Genomic DNA, 15,173 nt, shown 5'->3' with positions numbered 1-15,173 from the left:
AGGCCATGACGCACCAGGAACCGCTCGACCTCGGCATGACCGAGCTGTCGCCCGAGGAGGAGGAGCGCATCAGGCGCGAGCACGACCTCGACCGACCGGAGGTGTTCGACCGGCGCAACGACGTCGACCGCCGGGCGCGGACCAGGGCCGACCTGCTGCCCGAGGAACTCGGCCCGGGCAGTGCCGACCCGGAGGCGCAGGCACGCGAGGTGCTGCGCGACTCCGACGTGCGGACCGAGGTCCCGGAGTCCGCGCCCGACACGATGGTGGAACGGCGCGAGTCCGGCGCGTGACCGGGCTCGGTCGCTCAAAGTGCTCACTCGGTGAGCACTTTGTCCCGGCACCATGGGGTCATGAACGCGCTCACCGACACCGGGACCCTCGCCTTCGCGGACGCCGCCGAGTGGGAGTCCTGGCTGGCCGAGCACCACGGCTCGGCGACCGAGGTCTGGATCAGGATCGCCAAGAAGGGGTCGGGCCGGACGTCGGTCACGATCACCGAAGCGCTCGACGTCGCCCTCTGCTACGGCTGGATCGACAGCCACCGCAAGGCCCTCGACGAGAACTGGTACCTGCAGCGGTATTCGCCGCGCCGGCCGACCAGCTCGTGGTCGCGGATCAACGTCGGGAAGGTCGAGGCGCTGATCGCCGCCGGGCGGATGCGGGAGCCGGGGCTCGCCGCGTTCCGGCCGTAGGTCGGTCGGAGCAGAGCGCGGAGCGATTGGTGGTCGGGTGGGGTGTGGTGGACGCCGGGTGGGCGGACGGGGGGAGAGTCGCGTCCGTCCACCCGGCAAGTTCGGTGCCGGGGAAGGTAGCGCATTGTTATCGCTAACACCAGAGGTGTTCGGCGATTGTGGTGTTCGGTGGTTGCCCTCCAGTGCGAAGGTCAAGTCCGAGTGGCGCGGCCGAGGGCGGTTCTTCAAGCGTCTTGCAAGTAGGTCTTGAGGCTGGTGGACCTGCGCTGTTAGCGTTAACAGCCGCATTCCGACGCCACGATGGAGTGGAACCGATGGACAGTGCCGTTCCCCGGTCGAGAGCCCGCAGGCTGGCGGTGGCCGCAGTGGTGGCCGTGACCGCGCTCGCGGGCCTGGTGGTGACTCCCGCCGCGCAAGCCTCACCCGCCGTGCAGTACACGAACCCGATCGCGAACCAGCGGGCGGACCCGCACATCTTCAAGCACACCGACGGCTACTACTACTTCACCGCGACCGCCCCGGAGTACGACCGGATCGTGCTGCGCCGCGCGACCACGATCCAGGGCCTGGCCACCGCGCCGGAGTCGGTGATCTGGCGCAGGCACTCGTCGGGTGAGATGGGCGCGCACATCTGGGCGCCGGAGATCCACTTCGTCAACGGCAGGTGGTACGTCTACTTCGCCGCCGGGCGGACCGACGACGTCTGGCGCATCCGGCCCTACGTGCTGGAGAACAGCAGCGCCAACCCGCTGACCGGAACGTGGGTCGAGCGCGGCCGCGTCAACGTCCCGTGGGACACGTTCTCCCTGGACATGTCGACCTTCGTGGTCAACGGCGTGCGCTACCTGACGTGGGCGCAGGCCGAGCCGGGCATCGCCACGAACTCGAACGTCTACCTGGCCCGGATGGGCGCCAACCCGTGGACGATCACCGGCCCGACCGCCCGGCTGACCGTTCCGACCCTGGCCTGGGAGACCCGCGGCGGCGTGAAGGTCGCCGAGGGACCCACGGTGATCCAGCGCAACGGCCGGGTGTTCATGACCTACTCGGCCAGCGCCACCGACGCGAACTACTGCCTGGGCATGCTGACCGCGTCGGCTTCGGCGGACCTGCTCAACCCGGCGTCGTGGACGAAGAGCCAGAACCCGGTGTTCGAGAGCAACGCGGCCACCGGGCAGTACGGTCCGGGGCACAACTCGTTCACGGTCTCCGAGGACGGCCAGAGCGACATCCTGGTCTACCACGACCGCAACTACCGCGACATCTCCGGCGACCCGCTGCGCGACCCGAACCGCCGCACCCGCGTGCAGAAGGTGTACTGGAACGCCGACGGCACGCCGAACTTCGGCATCCCGGTGGCCGACGGCGTCACGCCCGTGCGGCTCAAGTCGTACAACTACCCGGACCGGTTCGTCCGGCACTGGGAGTACCGGGGCCGCGTCGAGGCGAACGTCAACCCGCTGGCCGACTCGCAGTTCCGGATCGTCACGGGGCTGAACGGCTCGGGCACGGTGTCGTTGGAGTCGACCAACTTCCCCGGCTACTACCTGCGGCACCGCAACTACGAGATGTGGGTCGAGCGCAACGACGGCAGCGCCGTCTTCCGGGCCGACGCGTCGTTCTTCCGCCGCGCGGGCCTGGCCTCGGGTTCCGGGGTGTCGTTCGAGTCGCAGAACTTCCCCGGCCGGTACATCCGCCACAACGGCACGAACATCAACCTGACGACCACGCCCGATTCCGTCGCACGAGCCGACGCCACGTTCATCCTGGAGTGACTTCAGTGCTGCGCTACCCCCTGATCCACCCGCCGCTGCTGCACGCGCTCGCCGTGGCGGGGCACGGGTCGAAGGTCCTCATCGCGGACTCCAACTACGCGCACCGGACCAACGTCCACCACCGGGCCGAGGTGATCCACCTCAACCTGCGGCCCGGTCTCGTCACGGTCGACGAGGTGCTGGTGCCGGTGCTGTCGGCGATCCCGGTGGAGGCCGTGCACACCATGCGGCCGGACGACCTCAGCACGCCGGAGGTGTGGTCCGACTACGAAGGGATCCTCGGTCCGGAGTTGCCGTTGCAGCCGTTGGCGCGGCAGGACTTCTACGCGGCTTGCCGTGCGCCGGAACTGGCGGTGTGCGTGGCGACCGGTGATGGTCGGCTCTATGCGAACCTGTTGCTGACGGTCGGTTTCGTCGCCTGATCTCCGGCCCGTGCGCGCCGGCGTGCGTGCGGGTCGGGGACCGGACCTGGCGTGGTTCGTCGGGTCGGTCCCGCGTGTCCTACGTCCAGAACGCGTGTGTCCTACGTTCAGAGCACCTGAGTTCAACGTTCGGGTCGGGGCGCTGGGCCTCAGCTGAGTGGGCTGTGGAGGATCGCGGCGTAGCCGTCTGGGCCGATGGCGACGCAACGTCGTTCGTGCGGGCCCGTGCTGATGTCGCCCACCTGGAAGCCGAGGGCTTGGGCGCGGGCGCGGGCCTCGTCCAGGTCCGGCACCTTGACCAGTACGGCTGGGCCGTCGTGGACCCGGTCGGCGCCGGACAGGGCGAGGCGCCCGGCCGCCAGGTCGAACTGGGCCCAGCGGTCGCCATCGACGAAGGTTGGCGCCACGCCGAGCAATGCCGACCACCGCTCGACCGCGCCGGCGAGGTCGTCTGTCGGCACAACGGGGGCGATGCGTTCAGCGGTCACGCGATCGACGCTAACGACGGCTCATTCGCAGGTCAACGGCCCTGCGCCGGATCGAGCAACAATGAACAAGCCCAGCCGTCCGAAAAGGACGGCCGGCGACCGAGGGGTGGTCGCCGGCCGTGGGTGGTGGCTCAACGGGGTTCGTCGATGCCGGGTGCGGTCGCGTCGTCGTCGGCGGGTGGTTCGGGGTCGCGCCACTCCTCGGCCCGGCTCGGGCGGTTGCCGCGCAAGGTGCCTTGCAGTTCGTGCTTGAGCTCGTCGTCCATGATCGGGCCGTGCTTGTCGCTCTCGCGGTGCATGACGGGTCCTCCTCCACAACTCCCTCGGGGACCGGACACGGTTGGAGTACCCGTGCGCGTTCGGCCGAATCACGTCTGCCGGTACGCACCGTGAGTGGTGCAGGGGTTCACCCGATCGACCGAGCATGGATGTCACCCGGTCCGGGTATTTCCCCTCGTGACGGCCCGACAAACGGAGAGGTGGCGTCGTGGTCGAGCGGCTGACAGTCCGGCGCCGGGAATTCGGTGCGGACCTCGGGACGGATCCGGTGACCGAGATGGACGTGTGGTGGGACAGGATCGGCCGCAACCTGGGCCGGGAGTGGGACCTGGCGACGGCCGACGACCGACCGCTGCTGGTGGACGTGGCGGTGACCGAGCAGGCGTACTTCTTCGCCACCCTCATCGAGGACGTGCGACCGTGTGACGTGCGGGTGGAAGTCCGCGACCTGGACCTGCGGTGGGACGGCACGCCGATCAGGCGTGACCGGGTCGGCATCACGGTGCGCCCGGCCGATTCGCCGTGCACCTACTACTACTGCGCCACCGTCCCGGCGGCGGTGGACGTGGAGCGGATCGACGCGTGGCTGTCGGACGGCATGGTGGTCGTGCGGGTGCCGACGAGGCATCAACCGGGCCACGCTCCACCGGCAGCTGCTCCTGCGCCGTGAGGGTTTCGACGTCACGGACGCGGTCCGCTGCGAGGGTGAGGGTCAGCCGGACCAGGCGGTGAGACCCGAGCGGGACGGTGTGGCGCCGGGGAAGGCGGCCGACAGCGCCTGCGCGTACCGGCGTGCCTCGGGGGTAATGAGGTCCGGCGGTACCAGCCACGGTGCCGGGTGGTGCCGAGCACCGGGGGGTGGAGTTCCGCCCAGCACCAGGACTTCCGACGTTCCGGGCGTGATGGCGTAACCGCGCCGGGCGGCTTCCTCCCGCACGAGTTCCGCCGCCGCGGCCGCGCGCTGCGACTCGTCCGTCACGACGGTGAACGGCCCGCCGATCGCCGCGACCCGTGTGCGCAGCGCCTCGGCGTCGGCGTCGGTCAGCGCGGGCCACGGCAGGTCGCCGCGCTTGCCGGTCAGCTTCGCCGCCAACACCGCCGACGCGTAGTCCGGACCCTCCGGACCGCGGACGTCCGGCCCGGTCCACGCCACCTTGCCGGGGTCCACCGGGACGGTGGTCCGCGTGCCCGCCCGGTCCAGCCACAGCTCGCCGCGGCCTTCGGGCAGCCACACCAGCGCCCACCGGCCGGTCGTGCCGTCCCGCGGCAGGGCGGGCACGAGGGCGTTCGGCGCGTTGCCCACCGACAGCGGGGTGTCGGTGGTGTGCACGATGTTCCAGCCGGGCATGTGCGGCACCACGAGCACGTCCACCGGGCTGGGCCCGAGCGCCACCCGGGTCAGCAGCGGGTCACCGGTGGCCGGGGTGGTGAGCTGCCCGGCGATCGTCACCTGCCCGAGGCCCGCCAACAGGGTCACGCCCAGCGCCGCCCCGACCACCCGCACCATCGCGGTCGGCGGGCACAGCGCGAGCCAGGACACCCCGACGAACGCCGCCATCAACGTGATGTAGGCGAACGACGATGGCGGCCCGGAGAACCACGCGCCGGCGGCCACCGTCACCAGGACGGCAGCCGCCACCACGAGCCTGCCGAGCACCGGCCGGGCGCCGCGCAGCGCGGGTGGCACGGCCAGCAGGCCGATCAACGCCACCGCGGCGAGCGACGGCATCCACGTCGCCTCCGCGATGAGCAGCACCACGACGCCACCGATGCCGGCGGACCCCGTGACCACCCGCCGGGTCAGCGGACCCGACGCCGCGGGCACGAACGGCCGGACCAGTGCCCAGCCCGCGACCACGGTCACCGCGCCGAGCAGGATCAGCCGGAGGAGGGTGAAGCCGAGCGGCAGGCCGACGGCGTCGTGGTTGTGCATGCGATCAGGCGGACGCGCCGGCCGGGACCGCGCACGTGCAGTGCATCTGCGAGCGCTCCTCGGGCGTCGGCCGCAGGTGCAGCACCATCGCGATCACCATCGGGATGAACACCACGGTGTTGTAGAACAGGTGCAGCTCGACCCGCGGGATGATCAGCTGGATGATGCTGGTCGGCGCGGGCTTGCCGAGCAGGTTCGTCGCGGCGGACGCCTGGATGATCAGCAACAGGTGCTCGATGTGGTGCCAGAACTGCAGCCCGAGCGCGACCGTCCACCAGGTCTTCGACCGGCCGACGAACCCCTTGCGCAGCGCGAAGAGGAACACGAGCATGACCAGCGCGTAGCCGTAGTGCATGACCTCGGACGTGACCAGCCACGGGAACCACAGGCCCAGCGCGCCCTTGGCCTGGGGCACCGGCCAGCCCAGGGCGTAGATCTGCACGGCCTGGGTGATGTGCTCGGCCCAGTGCGCCAGGACGATCAACGTGAACGCGTAGAGCGCGGGCTTGTGCCGGGTCGTGTTGAGCGGACCGCCCACCGCGTGGGCATGGGCATGGGTGTCGACCACAGTTTCCTCCTGCTGCGCCGGCCTTGATCGGCTCGAATTTCCCCCTGACCAGCGACCTTAACGGGTTTCCGGCGCGCCAAGAACGCCTCCGTGCGGACTACGCAATAGTGGAGAAGTTCACCGGTCCGGGTGTCGGTACGGTGGCCGGCCCGCCAGGGGTCGTGCGGGAACCCGCACGGTCGAACGTATAGCGTTCCTATACGTCGTTCCTCTTCACGATTGCGGTCACGCTCGGTGAGGGCGGAAACGGCAGGGCAATCTGGAAGAAGCGCGGATTGTCCCGGTGTGCTAGGCAGACCAGGGCGTGCAGTTTTCGGCGGGTCGGCTGAATCGTGGTGACGAGGAATCATCGTGATTCCACGCGGGGGTGCTCTTTCGCATTCGTGAGGAATGGTTACGGCCACGTGCGCGCCGGTGGGTAAGTCACGGCCGCGCCACCGGTTCGAGGGGGTGTGGCGGTGTCGCCGTCCGGTTGAACGCTCGCGTGTCCGTGCGCCCGCCGGCGTACCTCCATCCGGTCGCCAAGACCGGCGGTCCGGCGCGCGAAGGTATGAAAAGAGAACTCAGTGGTTGCTTTTTAGGACCAAGCCTCGGTAGGTTGTGGTCACGATGTCGTCTGCGGACCGAGATCCGGGGGGTGCCGGTGACCGCGAAGTACCAGCCAGCGTTGCCGCGCGCAGCCGCGGTGGCAGGGTTCCGTGTCGATGCCGCGTTCCGGCTCCCCCACTGCGGGACCCCCAGCCCGCAGGAGCGGAACGCGTCGGCGGCCTGCACGTCCTTCCCGGACTGAGCGACCGCCTACCGCGCGGATGGGTCTGGTACCGGCCCATCCGCGCGGCCCCTCGGTGGGCCGGGGTCCGGCCGCCGACGTCACCCGAAAGGCGCATCAATAGCCGGTGCAAATGTCCGAATACCTGTTCCGCGGTTACCAGGAATAGTGGCCAGGAACGTTCACCAGATCATTCGGGCGGCGGGGGTGCGCGCACCGGACGTGTTCGTTGACCACGTCTGCGCTCCTTGCGCGGGCTGTTGCGTCCCTGGTAGCTTCCAGCACCCAGAGTCACCGAGGGGGTTTCACCCGGGGGTTTCGGTGCGGCGCTGTGTGGGTCATCGTCGCTCGATGGATCGTCCGCGTGGCGAGGTGGTGAGTTCCGCGTCCATTACATCTGCGAATGGGGGTCGTAGTGGAGGACTTAATTGAAAGAGCCGTGGGCCGTGTCATCGACTTCATGCACCAGAACCTGGGTGAGCAGTTCACGATAGACGACATGGCCCGGACCGCGATGTACAGCAAGTTCCACTTCTCCCGCGCTTTCCAGCGGGTCACGGGTGTCTCGCCGGGCCGATTCCTGGCCGCGATCCGGCTGCAGGAGGCCAAACGGCTGCTCGTGTGCACCTCACTGGCCGTCACCGACATCAGCCATCGGGTGGGTTACACGAGCGTGGGCACGTTCAGCTCCAGGTTCCGCAGCAACGTCGGTGTCTCACCGACGACCTACCGCCGACTGGGTGGGTTGACTCCGCCGATCCCCCTGACCCGGCGCGGTTCCGACCTGCGCACGTCCACCGTGCAAGGGGAAGTCCACGCACCCGCGGGGAGCTCGCCGGGAATCATCTTCCTCGGCGTGTTCCCGGACCGGATCCCGCAGGGCAAGCCCGTCCGCTGCACCATGCTCCACCGGCCGGGACCGTACGTCATCACCAACGTGCCCGCCGGCACCTGGCACGTGCTGGCGCACTGCGTGGCAGTGGGGCGGGAGTTGGTGCTCGGGGCGGGGCCGTACGGCCAGGACCAGACGCTCAACGTGGCGTCGTGCGGCCCGGTGTCGGTCCGGGCCGGTGCCCGGGTCCAGGAGGTCGACCTGAGCCTGCGCCCGATCGGCGCGCTCGACCCGCCGGTGCTGCTCGCACTGCCGTACATCCGCACCGTCGCCTTGGACGCCCGCGCCGCCGGCTGACCGCCGGCACGAGCACATCGGAGGGTCCGCCGTCCTGATCGGGCGACGGACCCTCCGCGTCGGTCCACAGTGGAGCGACGACGATGACGAGGAGCGTGGTCCGATGCCGGAAGAGAGCTGGGCGCGGTGACGGACGACATCGCGTACCGCACCGTCCGGGAGAACGTCAAGGCACTGCTGGCCGACCCGGAGGCCGCCGTCGACGTGCGGGTACCCGCCTGTCCGGAGTGGACGGTCCGCGACCTGGTGGCGCACCTGGTCGACAACGCGGTGAGCGCCCTCACCGCCTCCCGGCACGACCTCCACCGCACGCTCACCGGGCGCCGCAGCCATCAGCAGATCACCGCGCTGGACTGGAGCGGCGACCCGAGCCGGTGGCTGCCCGCGTTCACGTGGGGTCCGTTCGCCGCCCCGACCGAGCCGGGTGACGTGCTCAGCGCCGGGTAGCGACCGCCTCCGCCGGTTCCGGGTCGGCCTCGACCTCGCGCCGCCTGCGCCTCTTCGACGCCGCCATCGACGCCGTCACCGACCGCGGCTCGTCACCGGCACCGACGAGCAGGCTGGTGAGGATCCCGTCGTAGCAGCGGTCGACGTCGACCTGGTCGATCAGGTAGCCGCCGAGTTCGAGGTTGACCAGGCCGTGCGTCGCGATCCACATCTCGTGCGCGATCGGCAGCGGGTCGCCCTGGCGGAACCGGCCCGCCTCGATGCAGCGGGTGGCGCAGTCGATGACGGTGTTCAGCGTGTACCGGCCGTACTGGCGGTCCTCCTCGGTGAGCGAGAACCCGGCCAGCGACTGCCCGCCGAACATCACCGCGTACAGGTGCGAGTTCGCCTTGGCGTTCTGCCGGTAGGCGTAGCCGAGCACGACCACGTCCGCCACCGGGTCGTCGGTCCGGCGCACCTTGGCGAACTGGCGCTCCAGCCTCGCGAAGCCTTCGTGCACCATCTCCCGGACCAGGCCGCTCATGCTGCCGAAGTGCGTGTAGACCGCCATGGTGGACGTGCCCGCCTCGGCGGCGATCTTCCTGGTCGACAGCGCCTCGGCGCCGTGCTCGGCCAGGAGCCTCGCCGCGATGTCGACGAGTGCGGCGCGGGTTTCGGGATCCAGCTTGCGTGGACTCACCTTGACAGTGTTGCACAACGCCGTTATCGTAGTGTAACAACGTTATGCGAAAGTCGAACCGGAGGTCCGCCCGGGTCTCACGAGCCGGGTCACGGCGCGGTGAAGGCGCCGGCGACCACACGGGTCGGGGCAATTCCGCAGGATCGGCCGGGTCTGTCGTGGCTGCCGAATTGCAATTCGCTATTCCGGGCGAATGGCCGGTCCGGGACCGGTCGCGACGGCCGTCCGGCTCGCACCGCCCGGCAGGCGGAGGTGTCGACACCGGGCACCTGAGCGGCACGGGGTCGGCGATCGGCGGCACCGCCTTGTTCGACGCCTTCGATCGTGCTCATCCAGTCCTGGGAAAGGTCTCCGGGGCGGTCGGATCGTCCTGTCGAGGTCTTGTTCCCGACGCTCGAGTGGCCGACCGGACTCGTCACTCAGCGTGATCGTAGCTGGACAACTCGACGATCGGATGCCGTAGCGCTACTCCGCGCGGTGGTACGGGTTGCCCGCAGCGGCCGATGGCCGTCTCACATATTGCGGTAACGGTTCCCGGGTAATTACCAGCGGCACCCCGTCCTGCTAGCGTCCTTCGCGATGCGGAGTTGTGGGGCTCCGCACAAAGGCCATCTGGGGTGGTGGAGATCGGCACCGGGTAACAGCCGCCGTATTCACGAAAAAGTATGTGTGCAGGTTTCGTGCCACGCTGTTGTGGCTTTCTCTCGGGCTCCGAGCAGTCGGTTCCTCTGTGGTCCGGCTGTGGCGGAGCCGTGTCGCGATTCATTCTATCGCACTTCAACCGAAAGGTGACGACCGTGCATGATGCCGTTCAGCGCGCCATCACGATGATGCGCACGAATTACTACGAGCCACTCACGCTGCGCGATGTCGCGGGCGTCGCGCTGGTCAGTCCGTTCCACTTCTCGCGCATGTTCCACGCGGCCGTCGGCGTGCCGCCGGGCCGGTACCTGGCGGCCATCCGATTATTCGAGGCGAAACGGTTGCTGCTGACCACGTGGATGAACGTGTCGGACATCGTCTCCGTCATCGGGTACAGCAGCGTCGGCACGTTCACCACCAGGTTCACCCGTGCGGTCGGCCTCTCGCCGACCCAGTACCGCAACCCCGAGGTCAGCGGTCTGCTCGCGGCCGTCGCGCTGCCCGACTTCGACAACCCGCTGGAGACCAGCTCGCTCGGGGTCGACGCCATGCCGACGCCCCGGTTCGGTGGCAGCGGCTCGGTGGTCGGCACGCTGGAGGTGCCGGCGGGGGACGACCCGTGCGAGGTCACCGTGGGTCTGATCGACGACCGGATCCCGCGCGGCACGCCGGTGTCGAGCACGCTGGTCGGGGACTCGCGCGGCCCGGAGCTGGTAGTCGACGCCACGGCCACCCGGTGTGTCGCGGTCGCGCGGCGCAGTGGGCACGCGTGTTCCGACCCGGGGTTCGCCGGGGGAGTGGGTCACGCGATCCCCGTCGGCGCGGGGCAGGACCTGAGGGTCGGCGTCCGGATCCGCGATCGGGTGCAGGCGCCGGTGGTGGTCGGCGCGGGTCGTCGGCAGGCGCTGTTCGAGCCCGTGCCCCGCACCGCAAGCGCGAAGTAGACCCGCCGACCCGGGCAGCGCATTCTCGGACGAACGGCCGCTCGTAGCCGACAGATCGCATCGGGAGGTTCGCCAGACCGTTGTCCGGGAGCCGGGGTGCTCGCGGTGACCGCTTCGGCGAGTGGAATGGAGGAACAGTTGTGCAGAGCGCGGTAGAGCGTGCGATCGACACCATGTGGAGCCGTTACCACGAGCCGCTTTCACTGGCCGACCTGGCGGACACCGCGATATTGAGCAAGTTCTACTTCTCCCGGGTCTTCCGAACCCTGACCGGCACCTCGCCCGGCCGGTTCCTCACCGCGATCCGGCTCACCAAGGCCAAGCAACTGCTGCTGGAGACGTCGTTGAGCGTCACCGAGATCTCGTACATGGTGGGTTACAACAGCCTCGGCACGTTCACCAGCCGCTTCACCCGCAGCGTCGGCGTACCGCCCGCCCGCTACCGCGCGCTGTCCCACGGCGGCATCCTGGCGCCGTCGTCGTTCCCCGGCGCCGCGTGCGGCACCCAGGCCGGTTCGGTGGCGGGGTGGGTCGACGTGCCGGAGACCGGGACGTCCGTGCGGGTGTACGTCGGTGCGTTCAAGGACCCGATCGCCCAGGGGGTCCCGGTCGCGTGCGCCATCCGTGACGGCGCGGGACCCTATCGGCTGGAGACGGTGCCGGAGGGCCGGTTCTACCTCCGTGCCGCCGTGGTCGCGCTCGACGACCTCGACCCGAACCCGTCGAAGCGGCGGCCGTTGTTCGTCGGCGCCGAGGCGTCCTCCGTGCGGGCGGGCCGCACCGCGGAGGCGCACATCGAAACCAGGCCGGCGTCGCCGCTGGACCTGCCGATCCTGCTCGCGCTGCCCGAACTGGACGCGCGCACAGCGCCCGACGTCCGACTGGCCGTGCCGTCACCCCGTTAGCCGACGGGCGGGAGGGCACCTTCCGCGCGGAACCTCATCCAGCTGCCCACGCGACGGGCGGCGGCCAGGCTCGACCACGACGTCAGGTCGACCAGCGACTGGTCGTCCGGCTGCCCCGCCCGGAAGCGGTCCAGCACGGTCTGGTCGATCTGGTAGGACGCCAGTGCCGTGAGCAGTGCCAGCCGCCCGGAGTGCCGCTGGTCCGCGGGCAGCACGGCGATCGCGTCCTCCACCCACGCCCGGCTCACGCCCATCGGCCTGCCGTCCCACCGCGCCACGTGCTCCAGCACGAGCGAGCGCACCCCGTCGGCCACCGAACGGCGACCGGCCGCCTCGATCGCGGCCGCGGCACGCGCGTACGCACCGGCGATCGCCTCGTTGCCCTCGGCCCACTTCAGGTCCGCGGGCAGCGGTGCGTCGGGCAGCAGGTCGAGCGAGGCTCCCGGACGCGGCCCGCGCCGCTCGGCCGACTTGATCAGCCACACCAGCACCCGGCGCACGACGGGCATCGCGGCGGCCGGCGCACCCGGCGGAAACGGCAGCTCGCCCAGGAAGATGTTCACCATCCGGTTGAGGTACTGCAGCAGCACCGCCGTGCCGACCATCTCCGGCGCCTGACCGACCCCGAACGGCACCGGGTGCCCGGCCGCCCCGCCCGGGGTCGCGTTCGCGGTCGCCCACTCGGCGGCGGCACGCGCCGCCGGCTCCGGGATCGAGCCGTCGCGGTAACCCACCAGGTCGATCAGCATCGACGAGTGCATCGAGACGCAGAACGGGCAGTCGTTGGTCTCCGACACGGCGGTGGCGACCGCTTCCTTCCGCTCACGCGGCACCGCGCCGGGCACGAGCAGCGTCTCGCGCAGCACCAGCCAGCTCGCCGCCAGCACGTCGGGTGCGGACGCGTGCAGCGCGATCGGCGGCGCGAGGACGCCGAAATCGCGCTCCAGTTCCCGGTACACCCGGGCCACGTCCGCGTCGGCCGCGCCGTAGCGCACCGCGCGCACCTGTCGCACCTGCGACGTGGACAGGCCGCGCAGGCCGGCCCGCACCAGTTTCGCTCGCATCGGGATCGGCTCCTCCGCCGGCGCGTCGTGGATCGGGCAGAACCGGCCTCGGTATGCATTACAGCGTTACGTGACTGCTTTTCTCTTCTCGCAGGTTGCTGTCGGCGTTCGCTGACAGGGAAGTCCGTTGTGGACGCGCACGGCACGACGCCGGGACACCCGCTGATCGCGGCGGTCCCGACGTCGTGGAATCGCGGTTCAGAGACCCAATTCCGCCGAGGCGAGCTTCGTGCCCTCGACGCGGGCGGCGATCTTGGCGAACGCCGTGTCACGGGAGGTGGAGGTGTCGTCGGCGAACGGCGCGAACCCGCAGTCGTCGCAGGTGCCCAACCGGTCCACGGGGATGAACCGGGCCGCTTCCAGCACCCGGTCGCGCACCTCCTCGGGCGTCTCCACCCGGGGGTCGATCGGATCGGTCACGCCGACGAACACCCGCGCGTCGGCTGGCAGGTGCTCGGCGATGATCGCGAGCACCCGGCCGGGGTCGGGCTCGCTCGCCAACTGCACGTAGAACCGGCCGGCCTTGAGGCGGAACAGCTGCGGCAGCAAGCCGGCGTAGTCGACGTCCGCGCTGTGCGTCGAGTCCTGGTCGCCACCGGGGCACGTGTGGACGCCGATCCTGGCCCGCTCCTCGGCGGAGAACCGGCCCAGCACCTCGTTGTTGAGCGCCACGAAGTCGCTCAGCAGCCCGCCCGACGGGTCGAGCTTGAGCGACAGCCGTCCTTCGGTGAAGTCCAGCTGCACTACGGCCGCGCCCTCGTCCAGGCAGGCGCGGATGTCGGCCTCGGCCTCGTCGGCGAGGTCCGCGAGGAACTGTTCACGCGGGTAGCCCTCGATGCCGTCGGCCGGGTAGAGCAGGCTCAGCGCCGACGGCGCGATCACCGCCTGCTTCACCGGCCGCGACGTGAGCCGCTGTGCGGCGCGCAGCTGGTCGACGGCGCGCGCGGCGTAGCGGAACGGCCCGCTGGTCAGCACGGGCAGCTGACGCGTGTGGCCGTCGGCGAACGGCACCACCGGTCCGCTCGGCGCGAGGTCGGTGATGCCCGCCACCGGGTAGGTCAGGAAGCTCGGTTTGTCCTGCTCGCCGTCGGTGACCACCGGCGAACCGGCGGCCTCGAACCGGCTGACCGTGTCCGCCAACGCCTTCTCGGTCAGCACGCGCAGCGCGGCGTCGTCGATGCGACCCGCCGCGAAGTCCTCGAAGCCCCGCAGGAGCTCGGCGGGACGCGGGACGCTGCCGATCGGTTCGGTCTGGATGCCCATGGTCGCTGTCGTTCCTCTCGCCGCGTCAGGCCCACGGAGCCGTCGGGTACCACGGGATGATCTCCCGTCGGGCCAGCAGCCTGATGTCCCAGTACATGAAGGTGAAAACGCCGGCGACGATCAGCGCGACGGCCGTGACGGTGGCGATCCTGCTCGGTTTGGCGGAGAGCCACCGCTGCAACCGGCCGCCGGTGAAGTACGCCAGCGCGAGGAACAGTAGGGCCATGATGACGATGTTGCCGACCGACTGCAGGGTGAACGCGGCTGCGCCGTACAGGAGGTTGTGGCTCTCCGCCGCGTCACGGAACATCTGCCGGAATAACCCGAACGGGCGACCGATCAGGAACCCGCCGATCAACACGCCCATGAACACCATCGGGGCGTTCGGGAACCGCTGGGCGATCTTGCGGAACGGGTCGCGCACCAGGCCGAGCGCCGCGAGGCCCAGGTACACCATGACCAGCCCGATGACGCCGAACACGATCAACGACTGGATGCTGCGGCTGCTCAGCTCGCCCGGCGCGGTCGGCCCGGTGGCGAACTGAGGCATCCGCGTGCCGATGATGCCGACCAGCACGCCGTAGAGCGCGGACACCGGGATCATGCCGACCGACAACCACCCGATCGGCTTCAGCGTGGCGACCAGCTTCGCCCAGCGCGACCCGGTGGCGCCGAGCATGGGCGCGACGGCGCCGAACGCGGCGATGTTGCACGCGGTGAACGTGCCCGCGATGCCGCTGACGAACGCGAACGCGATGCCCGCCGCGATGCCCTGGATCGGCGTCTCCTTGGCGTCGTGGCCCAGGAGGGTGTTGGCCACGCTGTCGCCGATGACGGAGTCGACGAAGTGAGCGGACCACACCACGGTCAGCAGGAAGCCCGCGATCGAGCTGAGCAGGACGATGAGCCCGCGCCGGCGCGGGAAGTGGCCGTTGACGAACGAGGACGTGCCCACGACCGCGGTGGGTGACTCCAGCTGGTGGAGGTGGTTGCTTCCGGTGCGCGCCATGTGATCCCTCTCCGGAGCGATGCGGGCCGGCGGACGTGGAGCGCTGCTGCCGGTGACCGTGGTGGTGGCCCGCAAAGCATCCCAGTGTTATGGATAGATTCC

The 15,173-nt window shown here is 70.1% G+C and carries 17 protein-coding genes; 9 read left to right on the top strand and 8 right to left on the bottom strand.

Annotated elements, in window-relative coordinates; translation table 11 throughout:
- The first annotated feature begins 5 nt into the window (after window positions 1–5).
- The 4 genes from A6A25_RS41310 to A6A25_RS41295 all read left to right on the top strand — a co-directional run bounded on the left by A6A25_RS41310 (window position 6) and on the right by A6A25_RS41295 (window position 2,892).
- Complete coding sequence (locus tag A6A25_RS41310; protein ID WP_073899997.1) at window positions 6–293, top strand: hypothetical protein; 288 nt, start codon at window positions 6–8, stop codon at window positions 291–293.
- Between the two features lie 60 nt (window positions 294–353).
- The gene (locus A6A25_RS41305) at window positions 354–695 is read left to right on the top strand and encodes a YdeI/OmpD-associated family protein (protein WP_073899995.1); all 342 of its coding nucleotides are present in this window, start codon (window positions 354–356) and stop codon (window positions 693–695) included.
- Between the two features lie 314 nt (window positions 696–1,009).
- Window positions 1,010–2,470: a family 43 glycosylhydrolase gene (locus A6A25_RS41300; RefSeq protein ID WP_073900249.1), complete on the top strand. Its 1,461-nt coding sequence runs from the start codon at window positions 1,010–1,012 to the stop codon at window positions 2,468–2,470.
- A 5-nt stretch (window positions 2,471–2,475) separates the two neighbouring features.
- Window positions 2,476–2,892, top strand: coding sequence for an RbsD/FucU family protein (locus A6A25_RS41295; RefSeq protein WP_073899993.1), 417 nt, complete (start codon window positions 2,476–2,478; stop codon window positions 2,890–2,892).
- 149 nt (window positions 2,893–3,041) lie between these two features.
- On the opposite strand, the gene A6A25_RS41290 is transcribed toward A6A25_RS41295, so the two are convergent.
- Entirely contained in the window at window positions 3,042–3,380 is a 339-nt protein-coding gene (locus tag A6A25_RS41290) for a VOC family protein (RefSeq protein WP_073899991.1), read from the bottom strand.
- A gap of 131 nt (window positions 3,381–3,511) precedes the next feature.
- A complete protein-coding gene (locus A6A25_RS45150) occupies window positions 3,512–3,679 on the bottom strand; it encodes a hypothetical protein (RefSeq protein WP_198933050.1) in 168 nt (55 codons plus the stop codon).
- 188 nt (window positions 3,680–3,867) lie between these two features.
- Here A6A25_RS45150 and A6A25_RS41285 point away from each other — a divergent pair, with 188 nt between their 5' ends.
- The gene (locus tag A6A25_RS41285; protein ID WP_073899989.1) at window positions 3,868–4,329 is read left to right on the top strand and encodes an Hsp20 family protein; all 462 of its coding nucleotides are present in this window, start codon (window positions 3,868–3,870) and stop codon (window positions 4,327–4,329) included.
- Window positions 4,330–4,371: 42 nt separating this feature from the next.
- On the opposite strand, the gene A6A25_RS41280 is transcribed toward A6A25_RS41285, so the two are convergent.
- Window positions 4,372–5,592: a DUF6239 family natural product biosynthesis protein gene (locus tag A6A25_RS41280; protein ID WP_073899987.1), complete on the bottom strand. Its 1,221-nt coding sequence runs from the start codon at window positions 5,590–5,592 to the stop codon at window positions 4,372–4,374.
- 4 nt (window positions 5,593–5,596) lie between these two features.
- Window positions 5,597–6,160: a hypothetical protein gene (locus A6A25_RS41275; RefSeq protein ID WP_073899985.1), complete on the bottom strand. Its 564-nt coding sequence runs from the start codon at window positions 6,158–6,160 to the stop codon at window positions 5,597–5,599.
- A gap of 1,208 nt (window positions 6,161–7,368) precedes the next feature.
- On the opposite strand from A6A25_RS41275, the gene A6A25_RS41270 reads away from it, so the two are divergent.
- Both A6A25_RS41270 and A6A25_RS41265 read left to right on the top strand, forming a co-directional pair.
- A complete protein-coding gene (locus A6A25_RS41270; RefSeq protein WP_338013256.1) occupies window positions 7,369–8,118 on the top strand; it encodes an AraC family transcriptional regulator in 750 nt (249 codons plus the stop codon).
- A 126-nt stretch (window positions 8,119–8,244) separates the two neighbouring features.
- Window positions 8,245–8,565 carry a maleylpyruvate isomerase N-terminal domain-containing protein gene (locus A6A25_RS41265; protein ID WP_073899981.1) on the top strand — a complete coding sequence of 107 codons (321 nt, stop codon included), beginning with the start codon at window positions 8,245–8,247 and terminating at the stop codon, window positions 8,563–8,565.
- Here A6A25_RS41265 and A6A25_RS41260 read toward each other — a convergent pair.
- Window positions 8,552–9,244 (bottom strand): TetR/AcrR family transcriptional regulator, encoded by a 693-nt coding sequence (locus A6A25_RS41260; protein WP_073900246.1) that lies wholly within the window; start codon window positions 9,242–9,244, stop codon window positions 8,552–8,554. The two genes, A6A25_RS41265 and A6A25_RS41260, sit on opposite strands and share 14 nt — an antisense overlap.
- Before the next feature lie 797 nt (window positions 9,245–10,041).
- Between A6A25_RS41260 and A6A25_RS45145 the strand changes: the two genes are divergently transcribed.
- Window positions 10,042–10,830, top strand: a complete 789-nt coding sequence (locus A6A25_RS45145) for a helix-turn-helix domain-containing protein (RefSeq protein ID WP_198933049.1) — start codon at window positions 10,042–10,044, stop codon at window positions 10,828–10,830.
- Between the two features lie 140 nt (window positions 10,831–10,970).
- Window positions 10,971–11,735, top strand: a complete 765-nt coding sequence (locus A6A25_RS41250) for a helix-turn-helix transcriptional regulator (protein WP_083669093.1) — start codon at window positions 10,971–10,973, stop codon at window positions 11,733–11,735.
- Here the strand turns inward: A6A25_RS41250 and A6A25_RS41245 are convergent.
- From A6A25_RS41245 to A6A25_RS41235, 3 genes are all read right to left on the bottom strand, one after another.
- A complete protein-coding gene (locus A6A25_RS41245) occupies window positions 11,732–12,799 on the bottom strand; it encodes a carboxymuconolactone decarboxylase family protein (RefSeq protein ID WP_073899977.1) in 1,068 nt (355 codons plus the stop codon). The two genes, A6A25_RS41250 and A6A25_RS41245, sit on opposite strands and share 4 nt — an antisense overlap.
- 198 nt (window positions 12,800–12,997) lie before the next feature.
- Window positions 12,998–14,062 carry a cobalamin-independent methionine synthase II family protein gene (locus tag A6A25_RS41240; protein ID WP_073899975.1) on the bottom strand — a complete coding sequence of 355 codons (1,065 nt, stop codon included), beginning with the start codon at window positions 14,060–14,062 and terminating at the stop codon, window positions 12,998–13,000.
- A gap of 25 nt (window positions 14,063–14,087) precedes the next feature.
- Window positions 14,088–15,071 (bottom strand): hypothetical protein, encoded by a 984-nt coding sequence (locus A6A25_RS41235; protein WP_241829199.1) that lies wholly within the window; start codon window positions 15,069–15,071, stop codon window positions 14,088–14,090.
- Window positions 15,072–15,173: the final 102 nt, after the last annotated feature.

This window comes from Saccharothrix sp. CB00851 (assembly GCF_001905065.1).
Classification (GTDB): domain Bacteria; phylum Actinomycetota; class Actinomycetes; order Mycobacteriales; family Pseudonocardiaceae; genus Actinosynnema.
The sequence above is the reverse complement of the archived record's forward strand: the minus strand, read 5'-3'. Positions and strand labels throughout refer to the sequence as shown.